Origin of the sequence: Arcticibacter pallidicorallinus (genome assembly GCF_003002875.1) — a bacterium.
GTDB lineage: Bacteria > Bacteroidota > Bacteroidia > Sphingobacteriales > Sphingobacteriaceae > Arcticibacter > Arcticibacter pallidicorallinus.
The window spans coordinates 131,116-149,511 of sequence record NZ_PVTH01000007.1; the positions used below are offsets into that span (position 1 = coordinate 131,116).

Genomic DNA, 18,396 nt, shown 5'->3' on the forward strand with positions numbered 1-18,396 from the left:
TCGTTCAATGGAATTAATTATCAATTAAGCACATGAACAACCTAGAACATTAGGTTGGTTAATGTTTTGGTATCAAGCCTCCTAAAATGAGTGGTAATTCAACCTATAACGCAGATTTACTTAGAAACACTATTGACAGCTCTTTAGACATGATTCAAGTGTTTGAAGCTGTGCGAAATGAACAGGATGAAATCATTGACTTCATATGGATCCTCAATAATAAAGCTTCTGAGAAAGTATATGGCGACGTCATTGGTAAAAGCCTTTTAACCTTAAACCCGGGCGTAGTAGAGGAAGGCATTTTCGATACGTTTAAAAACGTAGTTGAGACTGGGGAGCCTGATCAGAGCATCAGGCATTATGTTCATGAACAATTTGACGGATGGTTCCAGCAATCTGCGGTGAAGCTGGAAGATGGCGTGGCAACCACGACGAGGAACATCACTGAACAGAAAATGGCAGAACAGAGGATCAGCGAACAGGCCCATTTTGTCCGGTCCTTGACAGACACTGTGCCAGCCGTTGTGATGCTTACCGAACATCCTTCCAACGAGATTGCTTTCGCCACCCGCAATATAAGGGAAGTGCTGGATTTTGATGCAGACGATGGGATGGAAATGGGGCACTCAGGAAGATTGAAATTGGTTCACCCGGACGATACCGCGAAAGTAAACGCTTATTACAGTCGGTTTGATCAGATCTCTGATCTGGAAGAAAACCGAGGGAGCTTCAGGATAAAAAAGAAGCATGGAGATTGGGTCTGGGTCGATGTTCGCGGACGGGTTTTCAAACGGGATGAAGACGGGAAAGTGATTCAAACTCTTCACGTGGTCTTCGACGATTCCGAAAATCAAAAGGCTGCCGAAGAATTAGAGCAAAGCAAAGAACTTTTACAGCGTGTAATCGACGCTCCCAATATTGGTGTCGCCGTTTGCAAGGCAGTTCGCGACGAAGAGGGACGTATTTATGATTTTGTCCACGAGTTTATCAATCGGATTACAAGGGAGACTTCGGGTGAGGATTTTACCGGAGAGTTACTGAGCCGTCGTGGAGAGGCCGGAATGTCGCAAATAGGGAAATTCATCGAAACCATTGAATCCGGACAGCAGAACGACTACGTTATTCATGGTGAGTTTAACGGCAAGCTGAACTGGGTTTCCTTCTCCAATACTTCATTGGGCGACGACCGACTGGTGCATACCTGGCAAGATATTACGCAGCTCAAGCAGGCCGAACAGGAAAGCATTGAAAGCAGAAGCTTGCTTCAGACTGTGTTCGACGTAACGCTTAATCCTATTGCCTATCACAAAGCCGTTCGTGATGAACAGGGGAAGATAATTGACTTTACTTTCCAATTGGAGAATCGAGAAGCGCGGAAGTACGCTATGGAAGACCGGGCCGGCCAGCTGTATTCCGAAGCACACCCTGGCATCAAAGAAACGCATGTTTTTAAATTGTACTGCGAGGTAGCCGATTCAGGAGAGCCACTCAATACGGAGGTTCAATTGAGTTTACAAGGTAGCGAGCGCTGGTTTCATATCATGGCCGCTAAATTGGAAGATGGACTTGTAGCTACCGCTGTTGACATTACTGAACGCAAAAAGTCAGAGCAGGAAATTATTCGGTTGAATGCCGAAATCGCCAAAAAGGCGACAGAGGAATACCGGCTGTTTCGCGATGCTACTAGTGAACGACAAAGCTTTTTGCTCGGCTTAAGTGACGCACTACGTCCGCTGTCTGATCCTGTACATATTGAAAGTGAAGCCACACGCCTACTACGCGAGAAATTAAATGCAGGGTGGTGCTACTATAACCAATTTGGAGATGACCAAGTCACATCAACCGGTTTGCGCGATGCTACAAGAGAGGGTCTTCCCCCCTTGACGGGTGTTCATGATCTTAGCGACGTTCCGCTGTTCCTTAATCACATGAAGGAAGGAAGGGTGATGAATGAGCCTGATCTTAATCAATGCAACTTGTTAAATCCTTGTTTTGTTGAGGCCTGCTTTAAACTGGGGATGCTGTCGGCATTGGCAGTGCCCATCGTAAACGCCGGGCGACTGTTTGGCGTATTCCTTGTCGCAGATACGCATAAACGCTATTGGACGGATGAAGAGGTTACACTGGTGAAAGAAGTGGCCGAACGTACCAGGGTGGCAGTCGAAAGGGCGAAGGCAGAAGATGCGTTGCGGAGAAGTGAAGAGAAATTCCGCAAGATCTTTGAGAATATTGATCAGGGCTTCTCCATACATGAGCTTGTTATCGATGAAAGCGGCAATGTTACTGATGTGATTTTACAGGAAGTAAATGAGGCGTTTGCACAATATACCGGAATACAGGATGCGCAGGGTAAAAAGGTAAGTGAAATTGTCCCTAATCTTGAACCTGTTTGGCTGAATGCGATGACCCGTGCTTATAAATATGGCGAAACGCAATTTTTTGAAGGATACAATTCCGATACAGATCGCTGGCTTACTTCGCAATATTCCCGTATTGGAGGAGATGGAAGCCGGCTTTTATCTACTGTTTTTAGCGACATCACTGAGCGCAAAAAAGGGAACAACAACAGGAGTTCCTGCTGAAATTGAGTGAGGTACTGCGAATGGAACTCACCGATACCGCGGCTCTCCAAACATCGGCGTTGAGATTATTGGCCGAACACTTTAAAGTGATGCGGGCTATATACTACGAGGCAGATTCGGACAACGATACGTTTACACTTACCGCACAGTTCGAAACGGAAACAACGGCGATTCCCCTTCAATATCGTTTATCCGACTTTTCACCCACTGTAGCAGAGGAATATCGAACAGGTCGCACACAGATGGTTACAGACACTGAAAACGAACCATACGCTGAGAATTATCGCAAATTAGGTATTCGGTCCTGGCTTGCTACGCCTTTTGTGGATAGCGGCAACGTTGTTACCGTGATAGGATTGCATTGCCGGACCCCTCGCTATTGGTGTTCCGAGGATGTTCGATTACTTGAGTATTTTGCCGAACGTCTTTATGCCGCCGTCAAACGGACCCGGGCTGAAGAAGCGTTGCGCGAAAGCGAATCGCGCCTTGCACAAGATCTTGCCGATGCGAAACTGTTGCAACAGTTCAGCAATGACGTCATTCATCTGGATGAGCTGGATGAAATTTACGAACTGCTTCTTCATACGGCAGCGGATCTGATGCAAAGTGATTTTGCCAGCGTTCAGCTGTATTCAGAACCAACAGAAACACTTAGCCTCGTTGCACACAAAAACTTTCATCCGGAATCAGTAACATTTTGGACGTTTGTTTCCGTAGCATCAGGTTCTGTTTGCGGTGAAGCCTTACGACGCCAGTTCCGCATCCTGGTGGAAGATGTAGAAACAGAAGAATTTGCTACAAATGAGCTGAAGATATTTCGCTTATCCGGCATAAGGGCGGTGCAGTCAACACCGATAATGTCAAGCAGAGGAAAGCTTATTGGTATGCTGAATACACAATGGAAACAGCCGAAGAGTTTTTCAGAGGATCAATTTCGATTCTTTGACGTTCTTGTACGGCAGGCCGCAGAAGTCATCGATAGAAAACATGCCGAATGCCTCTTGCGACAATCGGAAGAAAAATATCGGGACTTATTCGATTCGATGGATGAAGGCTACTGCATTATCCAAATCTTATTTAATGAAGAAAACGAACCCTACGACTGGATATTTTTAGAAGTAAATCCAGCCTTCGAGAAAAATAACGGCCTGACAAACGCTGTTGGCAAGACCATTCTCGAATTGACGCCCAACATTGAACCGAAGTGGTTTGAGATTTACGGCCGCGTAGTAACCACCGGCGAACCTAATCGTTTCGAGGAGGATTCTCCCGCCTTCAACCGCTGGTTTAGTTTATTTGCGTTCCGGGTAGGTTCACCTGGAGAACACACAGTAGCTGTACTTTTTAACGATATTACCCGGCGCAAAAAAGCCGAAGCAGATTTAAGAAAATCAGAAGAACAGTTTCGGCAGGCCATTCAGGATGCGCCGATTCCAATAATTATGCATGCGGAAGACGGCGAAGTGCTGCAACTGAGCCGCACCTGGACCGAACTTACCGGCTTTACTTTGGCCGATATCAGTAATTTTGACTTATGGCTTTCGACCGCCTACGGACAAGGCGCGGATGAAGTAAGGAGCCATATGAGAAGCTTATTCGATGGGACACAGCGTACCATCACTGTCGATTTTCCGATGAGCACCTTAAGCGGCGAGATACGGCATTGGAGTTTCAGCGCTTCATCACCCGGCACACTTAAAGATGGTCGTCGTTTTATAGTAGGTATGGCGGTTGATATTACCGACCGTAAAAATCATGAGGAGCACCTCGAGAATTTTAGCCTGTTATTGGAACAGCAGATCAAAGAACGTACGCTGGAGCTACAAGAAAGCCGTGACAGGCTTCAATCTATTTTCGACACGACTTTAGTGGGCATGTCTCTGTTTGCGCCGGTACGCGATGCAAGCGGCGAAATCACTGATTTCAGGATCGTAAGCGTGAACAAAAAAATTGAAGATGGATCAGGCCGTACTGATTTAGTCGGAAAATTATATGGCGAGTTGTTTCCCGGTATCAAACAGATGGGCTTATTCGACCTTATGGTTAAAACTCTGGAGACTGGGAATCCGGGCAAGATGGACTATTACTATCCGTACGAAGGCATTGAGCGATGGTACTCCACTATGTTTGTTAAAGGGGATGATATCCTGGTTAGCACGAATATGGATATCACCGAGCGCATACAGGCAGAGGAAAAGATCAAGAAGATGGAACGGGATCTGCAACTGGAAATTTTCAGGACATCCCTCAGCACCCTCGAGGAGGAGCGATACCGCATTTCCGAAAGTCTGCATAACGGGATTGCTCAGATCCTCTATGGCATTAAGATCAATATGAGCGGCCTGACTTTTGATATGCCCCAACAAGAATTTGATGAAGCTAAAGCGTATTCCAGCAAACTGTTAACCGAGGCGATAAACGAAAATCGGCGCATCTCCCACGAATTGATGCCCTTAACTCTGGAACAGTTTGGGCTGAAAAGTGCGATTGACGATGCTTGTCGGCAATTAACCGGTGCCACAAAATTTCACTGCCGTGTTAACGGTCTGTATCAGCGGATGGAAAAGTACCTGGAACTGGCCGTGTACCGAACGGCACAGGAACTGATGACCAACGTGGTCAAGCATGCGAACGCCAGCGATTGTTATGTTACCATCGTCATCCGCCCGAAAGAGATCAGCATAATTGTCAGCGATAATGGTCAGGGTATGGTTGCTGTGAAAAAACGTAAGCCGGGTATCGGCCTGGCTTCCATACGAAGCAAAATCAAATTACTTAACGGAGATGTACGCATCGATACCGGGCCGGGAAAGGGAACTACGGTTAAGGTGCTTATTCCAAAACCTGAACAAGATAATGCAGATTGAATACGATGACCGCGTTAATGAAGTCGAAAGCTATGAAATTGCGAGACGGGGTCTGGTAATATATACTGCAAAGTCCTTAAAAACAAAGCGGCTGGCTGTGAGGATATCGCTTCCTCGCAGCCAGCCGCTTCAAATATATTTCCTAATAGATCTTTTTCCCGTTAACAACCACATTCTTCAACTTGAAGTTTTCGATAATCGAAGTATCAATCTCCAGATGCTTTTTTGCCGTTACCCTGATGTTTTCAAACTTAAAGTTAGACAGTTTAGCTTTATAGCCCTGGCCATCACCCTTGTCCGTAGATACCCCAACATTGAAAAAGTTCTCACAGTCTATGTTTATGTTGCGCATAGTGATGTTTCTTCCATAAGAAACACCTGATACTTCCTGCCCTTTCATGTCAAAGAACTGAGTCCAGGGACGGATAAATATAAAGTTGCCAATATTGCTGCCCTCAATATCTTCTACCAGAACATGTTCATAATTTTGAGGGGTGTCAGGACGCATCTTCAACCAAAGCAAACGCTCTGCATGATTGACCTTTACCCTTCGTAGAATGATGTTACGGTCATGTACCGACTCACTGCCAAAGGTCAATGCACCATGGCAATATCCATAAGTACAATCCTCGATGATGATATTATGATTGGCTCCGTTATCCGGATCTTTGTCGGCATTCGGGCCTTTACCACCTTTTAGCGCTACAGCGTCGTCATTTACAGACATATAGCAGTTTTTGATTAGCACGTTCTTGCAGGCGTCAATATCCACCGCGTCGCTGCTTGGAGCCTTCACCGGCTTTTCCGGAGAATAAATATAAAGGTCTAAAAGCTTAACATTTTCGCATTTATACAGGTGAGTTGTCCAAAAAGGCGAGTTGATGAGTCTGACGCCCGAAAGCTGCACATTCTTGCTGTTTGATATATACACCAATCGTGGTCTCATCTCGTCCATGTTGGTACACTTCGGATTAAACTGACGCCTTAGCCAAAACGCCTTCCAGTACCGCAGGCCGTTACCATCAATGGTTCCTTTTCCGGAGATCGTGAATCCGTCGAGCCCATCAGCGTTTACCAGGGCGGCAAAATACTTAAGCGATTGTCCCTCCATACGGGTCATCACCAGGGGAAAGTTGCTGATGTCATCACTTCCTTTCAGCCTTCCTCCTTCTTCCAGATGAAGGTGCGTACCCTTCTTAAAAAATAGGGAGCCGCTTAGGAAAGTTCCTTTTGGAATGATCACCACACCGCCACCGTTTTCATGGGCTTTGTCGATCACGTCCTGAATGAGCTTTGTCTGAATTACCGTACTATCCTGGATGAGGTTGTAATCGGTAATGCGATAATGTTTTCCCAGTTTGTTTATATCGGTGGGTTTGTTCTGCCTGAACCATTCCGGTATAGGTGTTCCGTCGGGAAATACCTCTTTAGTAGCTGCAGTAGCGAGATTCAATGTTAAAGTAAGCGTGAACAGAAAAACAAGACGGAGCTTTTGTGTAATCATGGAGTACATTTTTGGTTAAATTGGTCCTGCTCACCCGAAGGCTGCAAGGGATTTATAATTTGTGATGCAAATCTACAAAATACTGCCACTTTAAACCCTCGTGGATGACTTCCTTGTTTACCAATTTTGTTACTTAATGTTATCGAAAATACTTCAGATTATCCATATTTTCATCTTTACTAACATTTGAAGACCAAAATATGCCGGAAATCTTGTTGCTCGTAAACAGCGCAGCAAACGACCACTTATAATCATAACCTGAAATACTCTGAAATGACTTCAAGACGCGAATTTATCAGGCAGGCGGCGGTGGCTGCTGCTGGCAGCTATTTAAGTACTTTACCATTTACCGCAAAGAGCTACAGCCGGATCATTGGGGCAAACGACCGCGTAAGAGTAGGAGTAGTGGGATTTTCTGACCGGTTCCTGAACTCCCTGTTCCCGGCATTTACGGGCCATCATAAAAAACTCAACTTTGATATCGTGGGCGTGTCTGATATCTGGAAGCTACGCCGTGAGGAAGGTCAAGCCTTTCTTGAGCAAAAACTCGGACATAAAGTAAAGGCATGCGTCAACAACGAGGAGCTTTACCGGATGAAGGACCTTGATGCCGTTATCATCAGTACGGCCGATTTTCAGCATGCTCTTCATACTATCGAAGCTGTTCAGGCAGGTTGCGACGCCTACGTAGAGAAGCCTTTTGCAGAGACCATGGAAGACAACAGAGCAGCGCTTAAAGCTGTCAGGGCGACCAACAAAATTGTTCAGATTGGTTCTCAGAGGCGAAGCGGAGCTAATTACCATGCTGCCGAAAATTTTATCAAACAGGGGAAGTTCGGAGACATTACCATGGTGGAACTAACCTGGAATGTGAATCAGCCTGGACGCTGGCGAAGACCTGCTTTGCTGGCTAAACTCAAAGAAGAAGATACAGATTGGAAGCGCTTCCTGATGAATCGCCCTTTTGAGCCCTGGGATCCCCGTATATATCTGGAGTATCGATTGTTCTGGCCCTATTCTTCGGGGATGCCGGGACAGTGGATGAGTCATCAGATCGATACGGTCCACTGGTTTACGGGTCTCAAACATCCGCGGAGTGTGGTAGCAAACGGGGGTATCTATATGTGGAAAGATGGAAGACGAAACTGGGATACGACCACTGCCGTATTTGACTATGGCGAAGGAAATACAGGAAACGGATTTCAGGTAACATTCAGTTCGAGAATGCATAATGGCACAGAAAGACCTGCGGAGATATACTATTCTAATGGCGGTGAGCTCAATTTGAACACTAATCAGATTTCTCCAAACGGGGGGCTTGAGCAAAGGCACGCGGTGGCAATGGGAATGAAAGCAAATTTGCTTCCCAACATGAATCTGACCGATACCTACAGTCAGGTTGTTGCCAGTGCGAATACGGGAGGGGATCAGCTGACAACCAATCATATGTTAAACTGGATGGAGTGCATCAGAAGCCGGAAGGAGCCGAACGCTCCGGTAGAGGCCGGCTATTATCACTCCATCGCCAATGTCATGACGACTGCGGCTGCTCATTCGGGTGCGAAAGCAACCTTCGATGAGCAGAAACAGGAAGTAATGGTTGGCGATAAGATCTTTACCTACTAGATGAAGTCGGTCCTCAGAACGATATTTGTAATCACCGCTTTTTTTTGTGTGACACAGTCTTCAGCTGTTATCAAAAAGCCATTGCAAAACTTCAAAATAAGCGGTTATGCGCAGGGAACAACATACCACGTAAGCTATTTCGCGCAGGATAGTCTGGTCTCTGCCCAAGATTTAGACCTTGTTCTTGCAGGTATAGATAGTTCCCTTTCCCTTTATAAGCCCTATTCCATTATCAACAAATTCAACAATTCTCAGGCAGGTACGGAGATTGACGGCCATTTCAGAAAAGTATATATCAAATCCGAAGAAGTTACCAGACGTACAGATGGCTTGTTTGATATCACCGTACAGCCATTGGTTCAGGCATGGGGATTTGGGGCTGAGAAGGCTTCGTCATTACCCGACTCCGCCACCGTGAGATCTATACTAAAATGCGTAGGTGCAGAGAAAGTAAAGCTCAGCAATAACGCGCTTCTTAAAACGCTGCCTTGTGTAAAAGTTGATATGGATGGCATCGCTCAAGGCTATTCTGTTGATATACTGGCAGATTTCCTCAAGTCACGTAAAATCAGGAACTTTATGGTGGAGTTGGGAGGTGAAATACGGGTGGAAGGTCGGAAGCCCTCAGGCGCTTTTTTCAGCATTGGTATAGAGACGCCAGGCAGCGATGAAACTCCGGGCCAGCCACTTCAAAAGATTTTAAATGTACAGGGTGGAGCAATCACAACTTCCGGAAATTATAGAAATTATCATACATCAGGCGCAAGACGCATTTCTCATATCATCAATCCTAGAACCGGGTTTCCTGAAGAAAGCGAATTGATCAGCGTAACGGTGCATGCGCAGGATGCCATCACCGCAGATGCTTACGACAATGCGTTGATGTTAATGGGTCTGAAGAAAGCACTTGCATTTGTGGAAAACACGGATGACCTGGCGGCCTACTTCATTTATCGCAGGCAGGATGGTAGTGTAGCGGATACGGCTTGCAGAAAATTTAAGAAAATACTAAATCAGAAATAAACGATAGAAGATGTTAAGGCGCGACTTTTTAATGCAAGCAGGTTTACTCACAGGTTCAATGTTATTACATAATGAGATGGCACAGGCGTTTTCCCATGTAGGGGGTAAACGTATTAACGTGGGCGTGATAGGCACAGGAGATCGGGGGAAGGGCCTGATCGATACTATGAAGGAGTTGCCCAACTCGTTTAAAGTCACCGCAATATGCGATGTGATGGATTTTCGTCTACGTGAGGCACAGGAGATCTCAGGCTTGAGCAATCTGAAGCAGCTTACAGATTACCGCAAACTCCTGAAGGATAAATCTATCGATGCTGTTTTTATCGCCACCCCCTTGCATCTTCACTACCCCATTACAGTTGCGGCACTGGAAGCCGGCAAGCATGTATATCTGGAGAAAACAATGACCTACAACATCGATGAAGCTAAAAGCTTGGTTAGCCTGTCGAAAAAATATCCGAAACTTACACTTCAGGTGGGCCACCAGTATCGCTATACTCCACTTTATTACCGGGTCAAGGATATGATCCAGAAGGGATATCTGGGGAAAGTGACGCAGATAGAAAGTAGGTGGGACCGGAACTGGAATTGGAGAAGACCTGTTCCAGATCCATCACTCGAGCGACAGATCAACTGGCGCATGTACCAGGAGTATTCGGGTGGGCTAATTGCCGAACTTCTATCTCACCAGATGGATTTTGTTAACTGGGCCTTCGATACGCATCCTGATGAAATTTTCGGAACGGGTGGGGTAGATATTTATAAAGACGGCCGGGAAACTTTGGACAATGTACAAGTGATGCTTCGATATGCCAAAGACAACATGATCGGCAATTTTGGGGCTACATGTGGCAATGCGAAGGATGGTTATCTCTTCAGGCTGAAGGGTACCAAGGGAACCATTTCGCTGCTCATGGACGACGCGATTTTTTACCCGGAGAAGCAAACGGCAGCAGAGTTGGAAACAGTGGATGGGGTTACCGGTGCGACAAAAATAGCCTGGAATTCGGACGGCGGAATCCCGATACTTAAGGAAAAGCTTAAAGACGGCACCTGGTATGCCCTAGAAGATTTTCACAAGTCAGTCAATACCGGACAGCTTCCCGCATCAAACGTTGCTACTGGCGCAACGACGGCTGTTTGTGTACATCTGGCAAATCAGTCAATAGTCCAACACGAAATAAAATCATGGAAACCAGAATACAACTTTTAATATTATGACTATGCTAAAACGAACGTATCTGCTCGTCCTAGGAGTTTTGCTCCAGGCGGGTGTATCTTCCGCCTCAAATAACGATGGGGGTTGGACGAATCTGTTTGATGGAAAAACGCTGCGTGGCTGGAAAGTTCTGGGCGGTCAGGCAGACTATAAAATAGAGGATGGGGTTATCGTTGGTACAACCGCTCTGAACACTCCAAATAGCTTTCTCGTAACCGAAAAGGAGTATGGCGATTTCGTGCTGGAGGTCGACATCAAACTGGGTGCTGCGATCAACTCGGGTGTCCAGACCCGTAGCCATTTCAATCCGAAATTGAACAATGGAAGAGGTGCGGTATATGGCAGACAGGTTGAGATTGACCCCAGCGACCGCAGATGGAGCGGCGGTATTTATGATGAGAGCAGACGCCAATGGATTTATCCGCTTTCATTAAATGAAGATGCACAAAGCCTGTATAAAGCCGGTGAGTACAACCGCATAAAAGTGGAGTGTATCGGTAATGAAACCAAAACCTGGCTTAACGGGAAGCCCGTGGCTTATGTAATTGACACGCTTGATCAAAGCGGTTTTATAGGTCTGCAGGTTCATAGTGTCAGTAAACCAAGTGATGCCGGCCAGAAGATCTACTTTAAGAATGTTCGCATCAAGACAGGCAATTTGCGTCCAGAGCCTTTTCCATCGAATATCTTCGTCGTGAATATGCAGCCAAACTATCTGAGTGATCACGAAAAGCAGGGCGGATGGAAGCTCCTGTTTGACGGGAAAACCACTGATGGATGGGTAGGTGCATATAAGAATAAATTTCCCGAAAAGGGCTGGGTGGTGAAAGACGGAACGTTAACGGTACTGTCTTCAGACGGCGGTGAATCTACTAACGGTGGCGATATCGTCAGCCGTGACACTTATGGAGCCTTTGACCTTACTTTTGATTTTAAGCTTAGTCCGGGTGCCAATAGCGGGGTTAAATATTTTGTTACCCAAAAAGAGAATAACCAGGGTTCGGCAATAGGCCTGGAATATCAGATTGTTGATGATAAACTGCATCCGGATGCGAAATTGGGACGTGAGGGGAATCGTAGCCTGGCTTCCTTGTATGATCTGATCACAGCAAATAAACCGTCTCGCTTTCTTCATCCTACCGGAGAATGGAATAGCGGTAGGGTAGTGGTCTATCCGGATAACCGTGTCGAGCATTACCTGAATGGGGCGAAGGTTCTGGAGTATGTTCGTGGTTCAAAAGACTTTAAAGATCTTGTCGCTATCAGTAAATATAAACAATGGCCGAACTTTGGCGAGGCACCTCAGGGGCACATCTTATTACAGGATCATGGCAACGAAGTGAGCTTCCGAAGTGTAAAGATTAAAAAGCTCCGTTAACGGAGACCTGGCCTGAAAGATCGGCCTATATTTTATCCTAATCTAAAAGGCTAATAGAACGCATTGGAGTATGCATACGTTCTATTAGCCTTTTTCCGTCAAAAGTTCACCCGTCACCAGCGACCGCACTCCTTCAGCAACACGATAGCCATTCCTCTCATGAGGCAGGTTCCTAGCGCGGTTCTTTGCCCGTGTAGTGTTCAAACTCTTTCTTGGTCAGACGAGCCAGAATAATTAGACAAAAAGGTGACCGAGGTCATTTTTTTTCGCAGAGATAAATCTCTCTTTTGCATAGAAGATAAATTTGTCTTCTATTGAATCATTAACGAAAACATTCTTACATACTGCTTATGAAACGGAACAAAAATCTGGTAGAACTATCCAAAGACCACCATCATGGTTTATTGCTTGGATGGAAAATAAAACAAGGCTTAAAGCTGGGAGTAAGCTTAGAGGAAATGATCAATTACATCAGGCACTTTGCAGCAGAAGCACTCTTTCCTCATTTTGATGAAGAGGAGAACCAGTTGCTCCCATTTATTGACGCAGAAGATCCTTTTCGTACACGGACCCTTGAGGAGCATCAGCAATTGAAAGAACTCATTGCGTCACTGTCTGATTCAAGCACCGAAGAAACGTTGCTCGACCTTGCTGCACAGCTTGAGGCGCACATCCGTTTTGAGGAACGTGAACTGTTTCCCTACATGGAAACGCTGCTCAGCGAAGAACAGCTGGAGGAAATAGGAAAGTTAATCACTGACATTCACCAGCCATATATAGAAAATTATCCCAACGAGTTCTGGAAACGCTAGTGCGTCCCATTTTTCAAACAAGATGAACGTGATCAACAGCATAAATTTTGAACGCTGGACTGTCGTTAGTTTTATTATCCTGGCGTTATTTGGAGCTATTTTGAGGTACATGTTGTGCTTTCCACTGCCGGGAATTAGCTATATGAACATCCTTCATGCCCATTCCCATTATGCGTTTGGTGGTTGGGTATTTCTTGCATTGGTGATCCTCATTGGCAAACATCTTTCGCTGCCATCCTCTCCAGGATTTAAGTGGCTGATGCTTATAGCACTGTTGAGCTCTATAGGGATGTTAGTCAGTTTCTCTATTCAGGGTTACAAGGCAATTCCGATTGCGTTTTCCACTTTGTTCCTGCTCGTGACCTATTGGTTTGCCGTGCTGGTCTATCCAAAGCTAAATCTTATAGAAGATACCAACTCCCGTCTCTTCGTTAAAGCCGGAATTTGGTGCCTGGTGCTTTCCTCCATCGGACCGCTGGCTCTTGGGGCGCTGAAAGCCACGGGAAATACCGGGGCGATTTATCAAAATGCCATTTACTTCTACCTGCACTTCCAGATGAACGGTTGGATGCTGTTAACCGCCCTGGGGCTCATATTTAAGAATTACGTCCGGTTCTATAAATCTGCCAGTATATCTATCCAGCCATGGATATATGGATTTATCATCTCATCTTTTCCGCTGTTTTTCATCTTCACACTTTGGTCTAAACCATCATCCTGGATAGGCGAAATCGCTTTTCTTGCAGCATTGATTAATGCGGTCAGTTGGTTCGGCATCGTACAGAAAACCTTTTGCATTATAAAGAAAGCGCCCCTGATGATTCAGGTTGCCCTGTTTGCGGTATCGCTTAAGGTGTTGTTTCAGATTCTGGTGTGCGTACCACAGGTCGGAGAGTGGACTTTTTCCAACCGCAACCTGATTATCGGTTATGTACATCTTCTCACCCTGGGCTGTGTCACGCCGGTACTTCTGCATCTGTTTACCCGTCATTTGAATTTAAGATACATAGAACGATCCTATATTGCGCTGGTCGTCGTGTACCTCACTCTTCTTTTTGTTCAGCCTGTCTTAAGCCTTTATCGCATCGCAATTCCTAATTACCAGCACTTACTGCTTTGCATCTCGCTTTTGTTTTGCTTATCCGGCCTTTGCTATTACCAAAAACTTTTCCCTCTTACTAAACGGAAAAATACATCTAAAAATCAAGTTCAAATAACCTTAACCCGACTATTTTAATCATGAAAGCTACAACCAGATTGTGGATCGCCTTTGGGCTCGTCGTGGGTTTATCCTTTGCGGTACTCCTCTATTATGGATTCGAAATCTATCAAAAAGCGCCGCCAATACCGGCTAAAGTATTGACGACCGATAATCAGGAGCTGTTTACCGGTCAGGATATTAAAGACGGACAGAACGTTTGGCAAAGCATGGGTGGGCAAGAAGTAGGGTCAATTTGGGGCCATGGCGCGTACGTAGCTCCCGACTGGACTGCAGACTGGCTCCACCGGGAAGCCCTCTTTATTCTGAACCACTGGTCAAAGCAGGACCTTGGAAAGAACTACGACCAGATCACACAGGAGCAGCAGGCCGGACTGCAGATCCGCCTTCAGAAGGAGGTGCGCACCAATACTTACAATCCCGAAACAAATGTTTTAACAGTATCACCTGTCAGAGCTCTGGCCTTCGAGCACCTGCGTCAATACTACTCGGCGCTGTTTACAGACGATCCGGCATTCGACCAGTTAAGGGATGATTATGCGATCGCGAAAAATTCTATCAAAGACCCGGGAAGACTCAGACAAATGAATACGTTCTTCTTTTGGGCAAGTTGGGCCTGTGTGACTAACCGTCCGGGCGAATCGGTATCCTATACTCATAACTGGCCGCCTGATAAGCTGATCGGCAATGTAGCTACCGGCGACCTCATTATGTGGACGGGTTTCAGCGTGATCATGCTCCTGCTCGGCATTGGTATTCTTGCATTCTATAACGCAAAGACTAACGAAGCTGAACACGAGGAAGAGGTTCCGGAAACCGACCCGATGATGAACAGTACATCTACGCCTTCCATGCGCGCTACGTTGAAATATTTCTGGATCGTATCGGCGCTGATGCTGGTCCAGGTGCTATTGGGAGTTGTAACAGCACACTTCGGTGTGGAGGGAGGAGGCTTTTATGGCATTCCTCTCGACGAGATTATGCCTTATTCCCTTAGCCGTACATGGCATGTGCAGCTGGGCATCCTCTGGATCGCAACTTCCTGGCTGGCTACCGGTCTGTACATTGCGCCGGCAGTATCCGATTATGAACCTAAGTTTCAGAAACTCGGTGTAGACGTGCTCTTTTTTGCCCTGATCTTCATTGTAGTAGGTTCGATGGTAGGTCAGTGGTACGGCGTTATGCAGCGCCTCGGACTGGCAGAGAACTTCTGGCTGGGTCACCAGGGATATGAATATGTAGACCTTGGTCGCCTGTGGCAGATCCTCCTGCTTATAGGACTCTTCTTATGGTTGTTTTTAATGGTGCGTGCCTTGCTGCCTGCGCTTCGCAGGAAAACCGGAAGTCGGCATCTTCTAATCATGTTTGTCATTGCCTCTGCCGCTATTGCGCTCTTCTACGGAGCAGGTTTAATGTGGGGCCGCCAAACGAATCTGGCAATTGCAGAGTATTGGCGCTGGTGGGTTGTCCACCTGTGGGTTGAAGGATTCTTCGAAGTATTCGCCACTGTTGTCGCCGCCTTCTTATTCGTTCGCATGAAGTTGCTCAACGAGAAATCGGCTACCTTGAATGTGCTTTTCGCAACCATTATCTTCCTTTCGGGGGGTATCCTTGGGACTTTTCACCACCTCTATTTTACCGGAACTCCAAAAGCGATTATGGCATTGGGATCTAGCTTCAGTGCGCTGGAAGTAGTGCCATTGGTGCTCATTGGCTACGAAGCATATCATAACTATCGCCTGAGCGGTAAAAAAGGATGGGTGAGTGGCTACAAATGGCCAATATATTGCCTGATAGCCGTAGCATTCTGGAACTTCCTCGGTGCGGGTATATTCGGTTTTATTATTAATCCGCCTATCGCACTGTATTACATGCAGGGCCTTAACACTACGCCTTTGCACGGACATACCGCTCTGTTCGGTGTATACGGAATTCTAGGAATTGGCCTGATGCTGTTTGTACTAAAGGGATTGTATCGCCAGAATGTCTGGAAAGATGGTCTTATCGGCTTCGCCTTCTGGTCAATCAATATCGGACTGATGCTGATGGCGCTTTTAAGTCTGCTTCCAATGGGAATGCTTCAGACCATAGCCAGTGTGAACGAAGGAATGTGGTATGCACGTTCAGCTGAATTCATGCAACAACCGGTTATGGAGACATTGCGCTGGTTAAGGGCGATCGGAGATACCATTTTCGCCATAGGAACGGTAGCACTCGCACTATTTGTCGTGGGACTGAAGTTCGGCTGGAGCTACAAGAAAGGTGAGTTTGATATAAAAAAGGGAGGTGTAAAAACCAAAGAATAGTACAAGTATCGTCGCTGCTCTTACCGGAGTAACGAATATGCCCCACCTTATTCTGAAGATTATCAGCTGAGTCAGCGAAAAAGGGGTGCTGCAGTCAAATTAATGACCGCAGCATCCCTTTTTACTTTTGATATCCGCATTTAATAGCCGGGATTCTGATCTGCTTCTGACAAAGCATCATTTCTGTCGATCGCCGACTGAGGAATAGGACGGTAACGCTTGGCCACATCTCCTGGGAGAACAGCCTCCACCCCACCATTGTCAACCCGAATGTCATAGTTGTATTTTCCAACAAATTCCTTCAGCTTCTTCGTTCTTCGGAGTTCTGGCCAACGCAGAAATTCGCCAGCAAACTCTTTAGCACTCTCGATCAAATAGCTATCGAGAGCTACGCTTTGATTAGCTGCATTTGCGATATTCGCGACTGGCACAAGAGGATTGCCGTCTTTTGAATTTCCAGGGCGGCGTGTAACTCTCTCCAGATAGGTTTGAGCTTCCGCAAACTGATTCAAACCGATACATGCCTCAGCATATAAGAAATAAGTTTCCGCACGGCGGGCAAGAACGATATCTCTTGCACTTGCACGGGTTGACCATGTCGCTTTAGTTATCGGACTGTCGAACTTCTTGATGACCGGACCGTAGAAATCTTGCGACCACGCCCATCTGTAAGCAGTTTCACTGGATTTGAAAGGACGAAGTTTGAACAGAAGTGCTCCTGCAGCAGTCTTCTTCAGGCGACTTGCATTCTTTGTTACAAACGCAATAGAGTCAGCAGAATTGAAATCACGACCTTCAGCACGAGGATAATAAGCGTAAATCGCTTTGGTCGCTGTGTCCGCCGGAGTATAGTAGTCGTAATAGTTATTGTAAATGGTCGTCATGAAAGTTCCCTCATATCGCTTATCATTATAAGGATAAAAATTCTGTAAATTCCATGAAGGATAGACAGTCGTTGTCTGGTACTTTCCTAAGCCTGTTTCAGTTCCTCCAAGGTATGACCCAAACAAGCTTTGCTGAGAGTTACCCTGAGTAACCGATGGCAACGATGTTACATCATATTGAATAGAAAACAAGAACTCTGAGTTATTTTCGTTGGAAGGACTCCACAAAGTCTCGAAAGGAATAGTGATGGTTTTACCATTGATTGCCTTTGTCGCATTTTCTTTCGCTTTGTTAAAAGAGGTCTGATCGTTAAGATCCCAACCTCTCGTCAGATACATCTTCGACAGGAAGTGGAAGCCTGCTTCTTTTCCAAGACGTTTATTGTTATCTGTAAGGTTGTTAACCTGAGATTCCATTTCAGATATCACAAAGTCATAAGATTCCTGGAGTGAACTGCGCGGGATGTTAATCACTGCAGATTGCGTAGCTTCCTTATTGATTACAATACCCCCAAACTGTTCGATTAACCAGAAATGGAGGATAGCGCGGAAGCAAGTTAATTCAGCCTTGTATTGAGCTTTAGCCGCTGCGCTGATATCCGCTCCCTCTACGTACTTCAGACCCATATTGACATTCTGAATATTTGCATACACCGCGGTATAGTAATTCGTTACCCTGGCATCCGTGGGGAACAACCCATTGTACGTCAGGATTCCTCGATCAGCATTTGAATTCCTGGTCGCTTCAAAGATGTCCGTTCCCGCAAAGTAGACATAAGGCGCATTATCGCCGTCACGGCCGAAAATGTCCCTTAATCCACTGTAAGACGCTGTCATCAAAGACTCGAATCCTGCCGCCGTTTTGTAAAACGCGTCGTTGGTAATTCCGGCTTTGTTATCTTCTTCAAGAAAGTCAGAACATCCCGAAAGGATGAAACAACTTAATATAATTGCACTAAATAGCTTTTTCATCGTA

11 protein-coding genes are annotated in these 18,396 nt (G+C 46.0%); 9 read left to right on the forward strand and 2 right to left on the reverse strand.

What is annotated here, in order from left to right:
- Window positions 1-86: 86 nt before the first annotated feature.
- Together B0I27_RS12670 and B0I27_RS12675 are read left to right on the forward strand one after the other, a co-directional pair.
- Entirely contained in the window at window positions 87-2,582 is a 2,496-nt protein-coding gene (locus B0I27_RS12670; RefSeq protein WP_146133129.1) for a PAS domain S-box protein, read from the forward strand.
- Window positions 2,583-2,602: 20 nt separating this feature from the next.
- The gene (locus B0I27_RS12675) at window positions 2,603-5,449 is read left to right on the forward strand and encodes a GAF domain-containing protein (RefSeq protein ID WP_106293899.1); all 2,847 of its coding nucleotides are present in this window, start codon (window positions 2,603-2,605) and stop codon (window positions 5,447-5,449) included.
- Between the two features lie 142 nt (window positions 5,450-5,591).
- Here B0I27_RS12675 and B0I27_RS12680 read toward each other — a convergent pair whose 3' ends face one another.
- Window positions 5,592-6,953 (reverse strand): rhamnogalacturonidase, encoded by a 1,362-nt coding sequence (locus B0I27_RS12680; protein WP_106293901.1) that lies wholly within the window; start codon window positions 6,951-6,953, stop codon window positions 5,592-5,594.
- A gap of 273 nt (window positions 6,954-7,226) precedes the next feature.
- Here B0I27_RS12680 and B0I27_RS12685 point away from each other — a divergent pair, with 273 nt between their 5' ends.
- The 7 genes from B0I27_RS12685 (at window position 7,227) to B0I27_RS12715 (ending at window position 16,536) form a co-directional block, all read left to right on the forward strand.
- Window positions 7,227-8,579, forward strand: a complete 1,353-nt coding sequence (locus B0I27_RS12685) for a Gfo/Idh/MocA family protein (protein WP_106293903.1) — start codon at window positions 7,227-7,229, stop codon at window positions 8,577-8,579.
- Window positions 8,580-9,602 (forward strand): FAD:protein FMN transferase, encoded by a 1,023-nt coding sequence (locus B0I27_RS12690; RefSeq protein ID WP_106293905.1) that lies wholly within the window; start codon window positions 8,580-8,582, stop codon window positions 9,600-9,602.
- Window positions 9,603-9,660: 58 nt separating this feature from the next.
- Window positions 9,661-10,815 (forward strand): Gfo/Idh/MocA family protein, encoded by a 1,155-nt coding sequence (locus B0I27_RS12695; protein ID WP_245925506.1) that lies wholly within the window; start codon window positions 9,661-9,663, stop codon window positions 10,813-10,815.
- Window positions 10,816-10,825: 10 nt separating this feature from the next.
- A complete protein-coding gene (locus B0I27_RS12700) occupies window positions 10,826-12,199 on the forward strand; it encodes a 3-keto-disaccharide hydrolase (protein ID WP_245925507.1) in 1,374 nt (457 codons plus the stop codon).
- Window positions 12,200-12,549: 350 nt separating this feature from the next.
- The gene (locus tag B0I27_RS12705; RefSeq protein WP_106293911.1) at window positions 12,550-13,011 is read left to right on the forward strand and encodes a hemerythrin domain-containing protein; all 462 of its coding nucleotides are present in this window, start codon (window positions 12,550-12,552) and stop codon (window positions 13,009-13,011) included.
- Window positions 13,012-13,033: 22 nt separating this feature from the next.
- Entirely contained in the window at window positions 13,034-14,248 is a 1,215-nt protein-coding gene (locus B0I27_RS12710) for a hypothetical protein (protein WP_106293913.1), read from the forward strand.
- Between the two features lie 2 nt (window positions 14,249-14,250).
- Entirely contained in the window at window positions 14,251-16,536 is a 2,286-nt protein-coding gene (locus tag B0I27_RS12715) for a nitric-oxide reductase large subunit (protein WP_106293915.1), read from the forward strand.
- Between the two features lie 140 nt (window positions 16,537-16,676).
- Here B0I27_RS12715 and B0I27_RS12720 read toward each other — a convergent pair whose 3' ends face one another.
- On the reverse strand, window positions 16,677-18,392 hold the full coding sequence (locus B0I27_RS12720; RefSeq protein ID WP_106293917.1) for a RagB/SusD family nutrient uptake outer membrane protein: 1,716 nt from the start codon (window positions 18,390-18,392) through the stop codon (window positions 16,677-16,679).
- Between the last annotated feature and the right edge of the window lie 4 nt (window positions 18,393-18,396).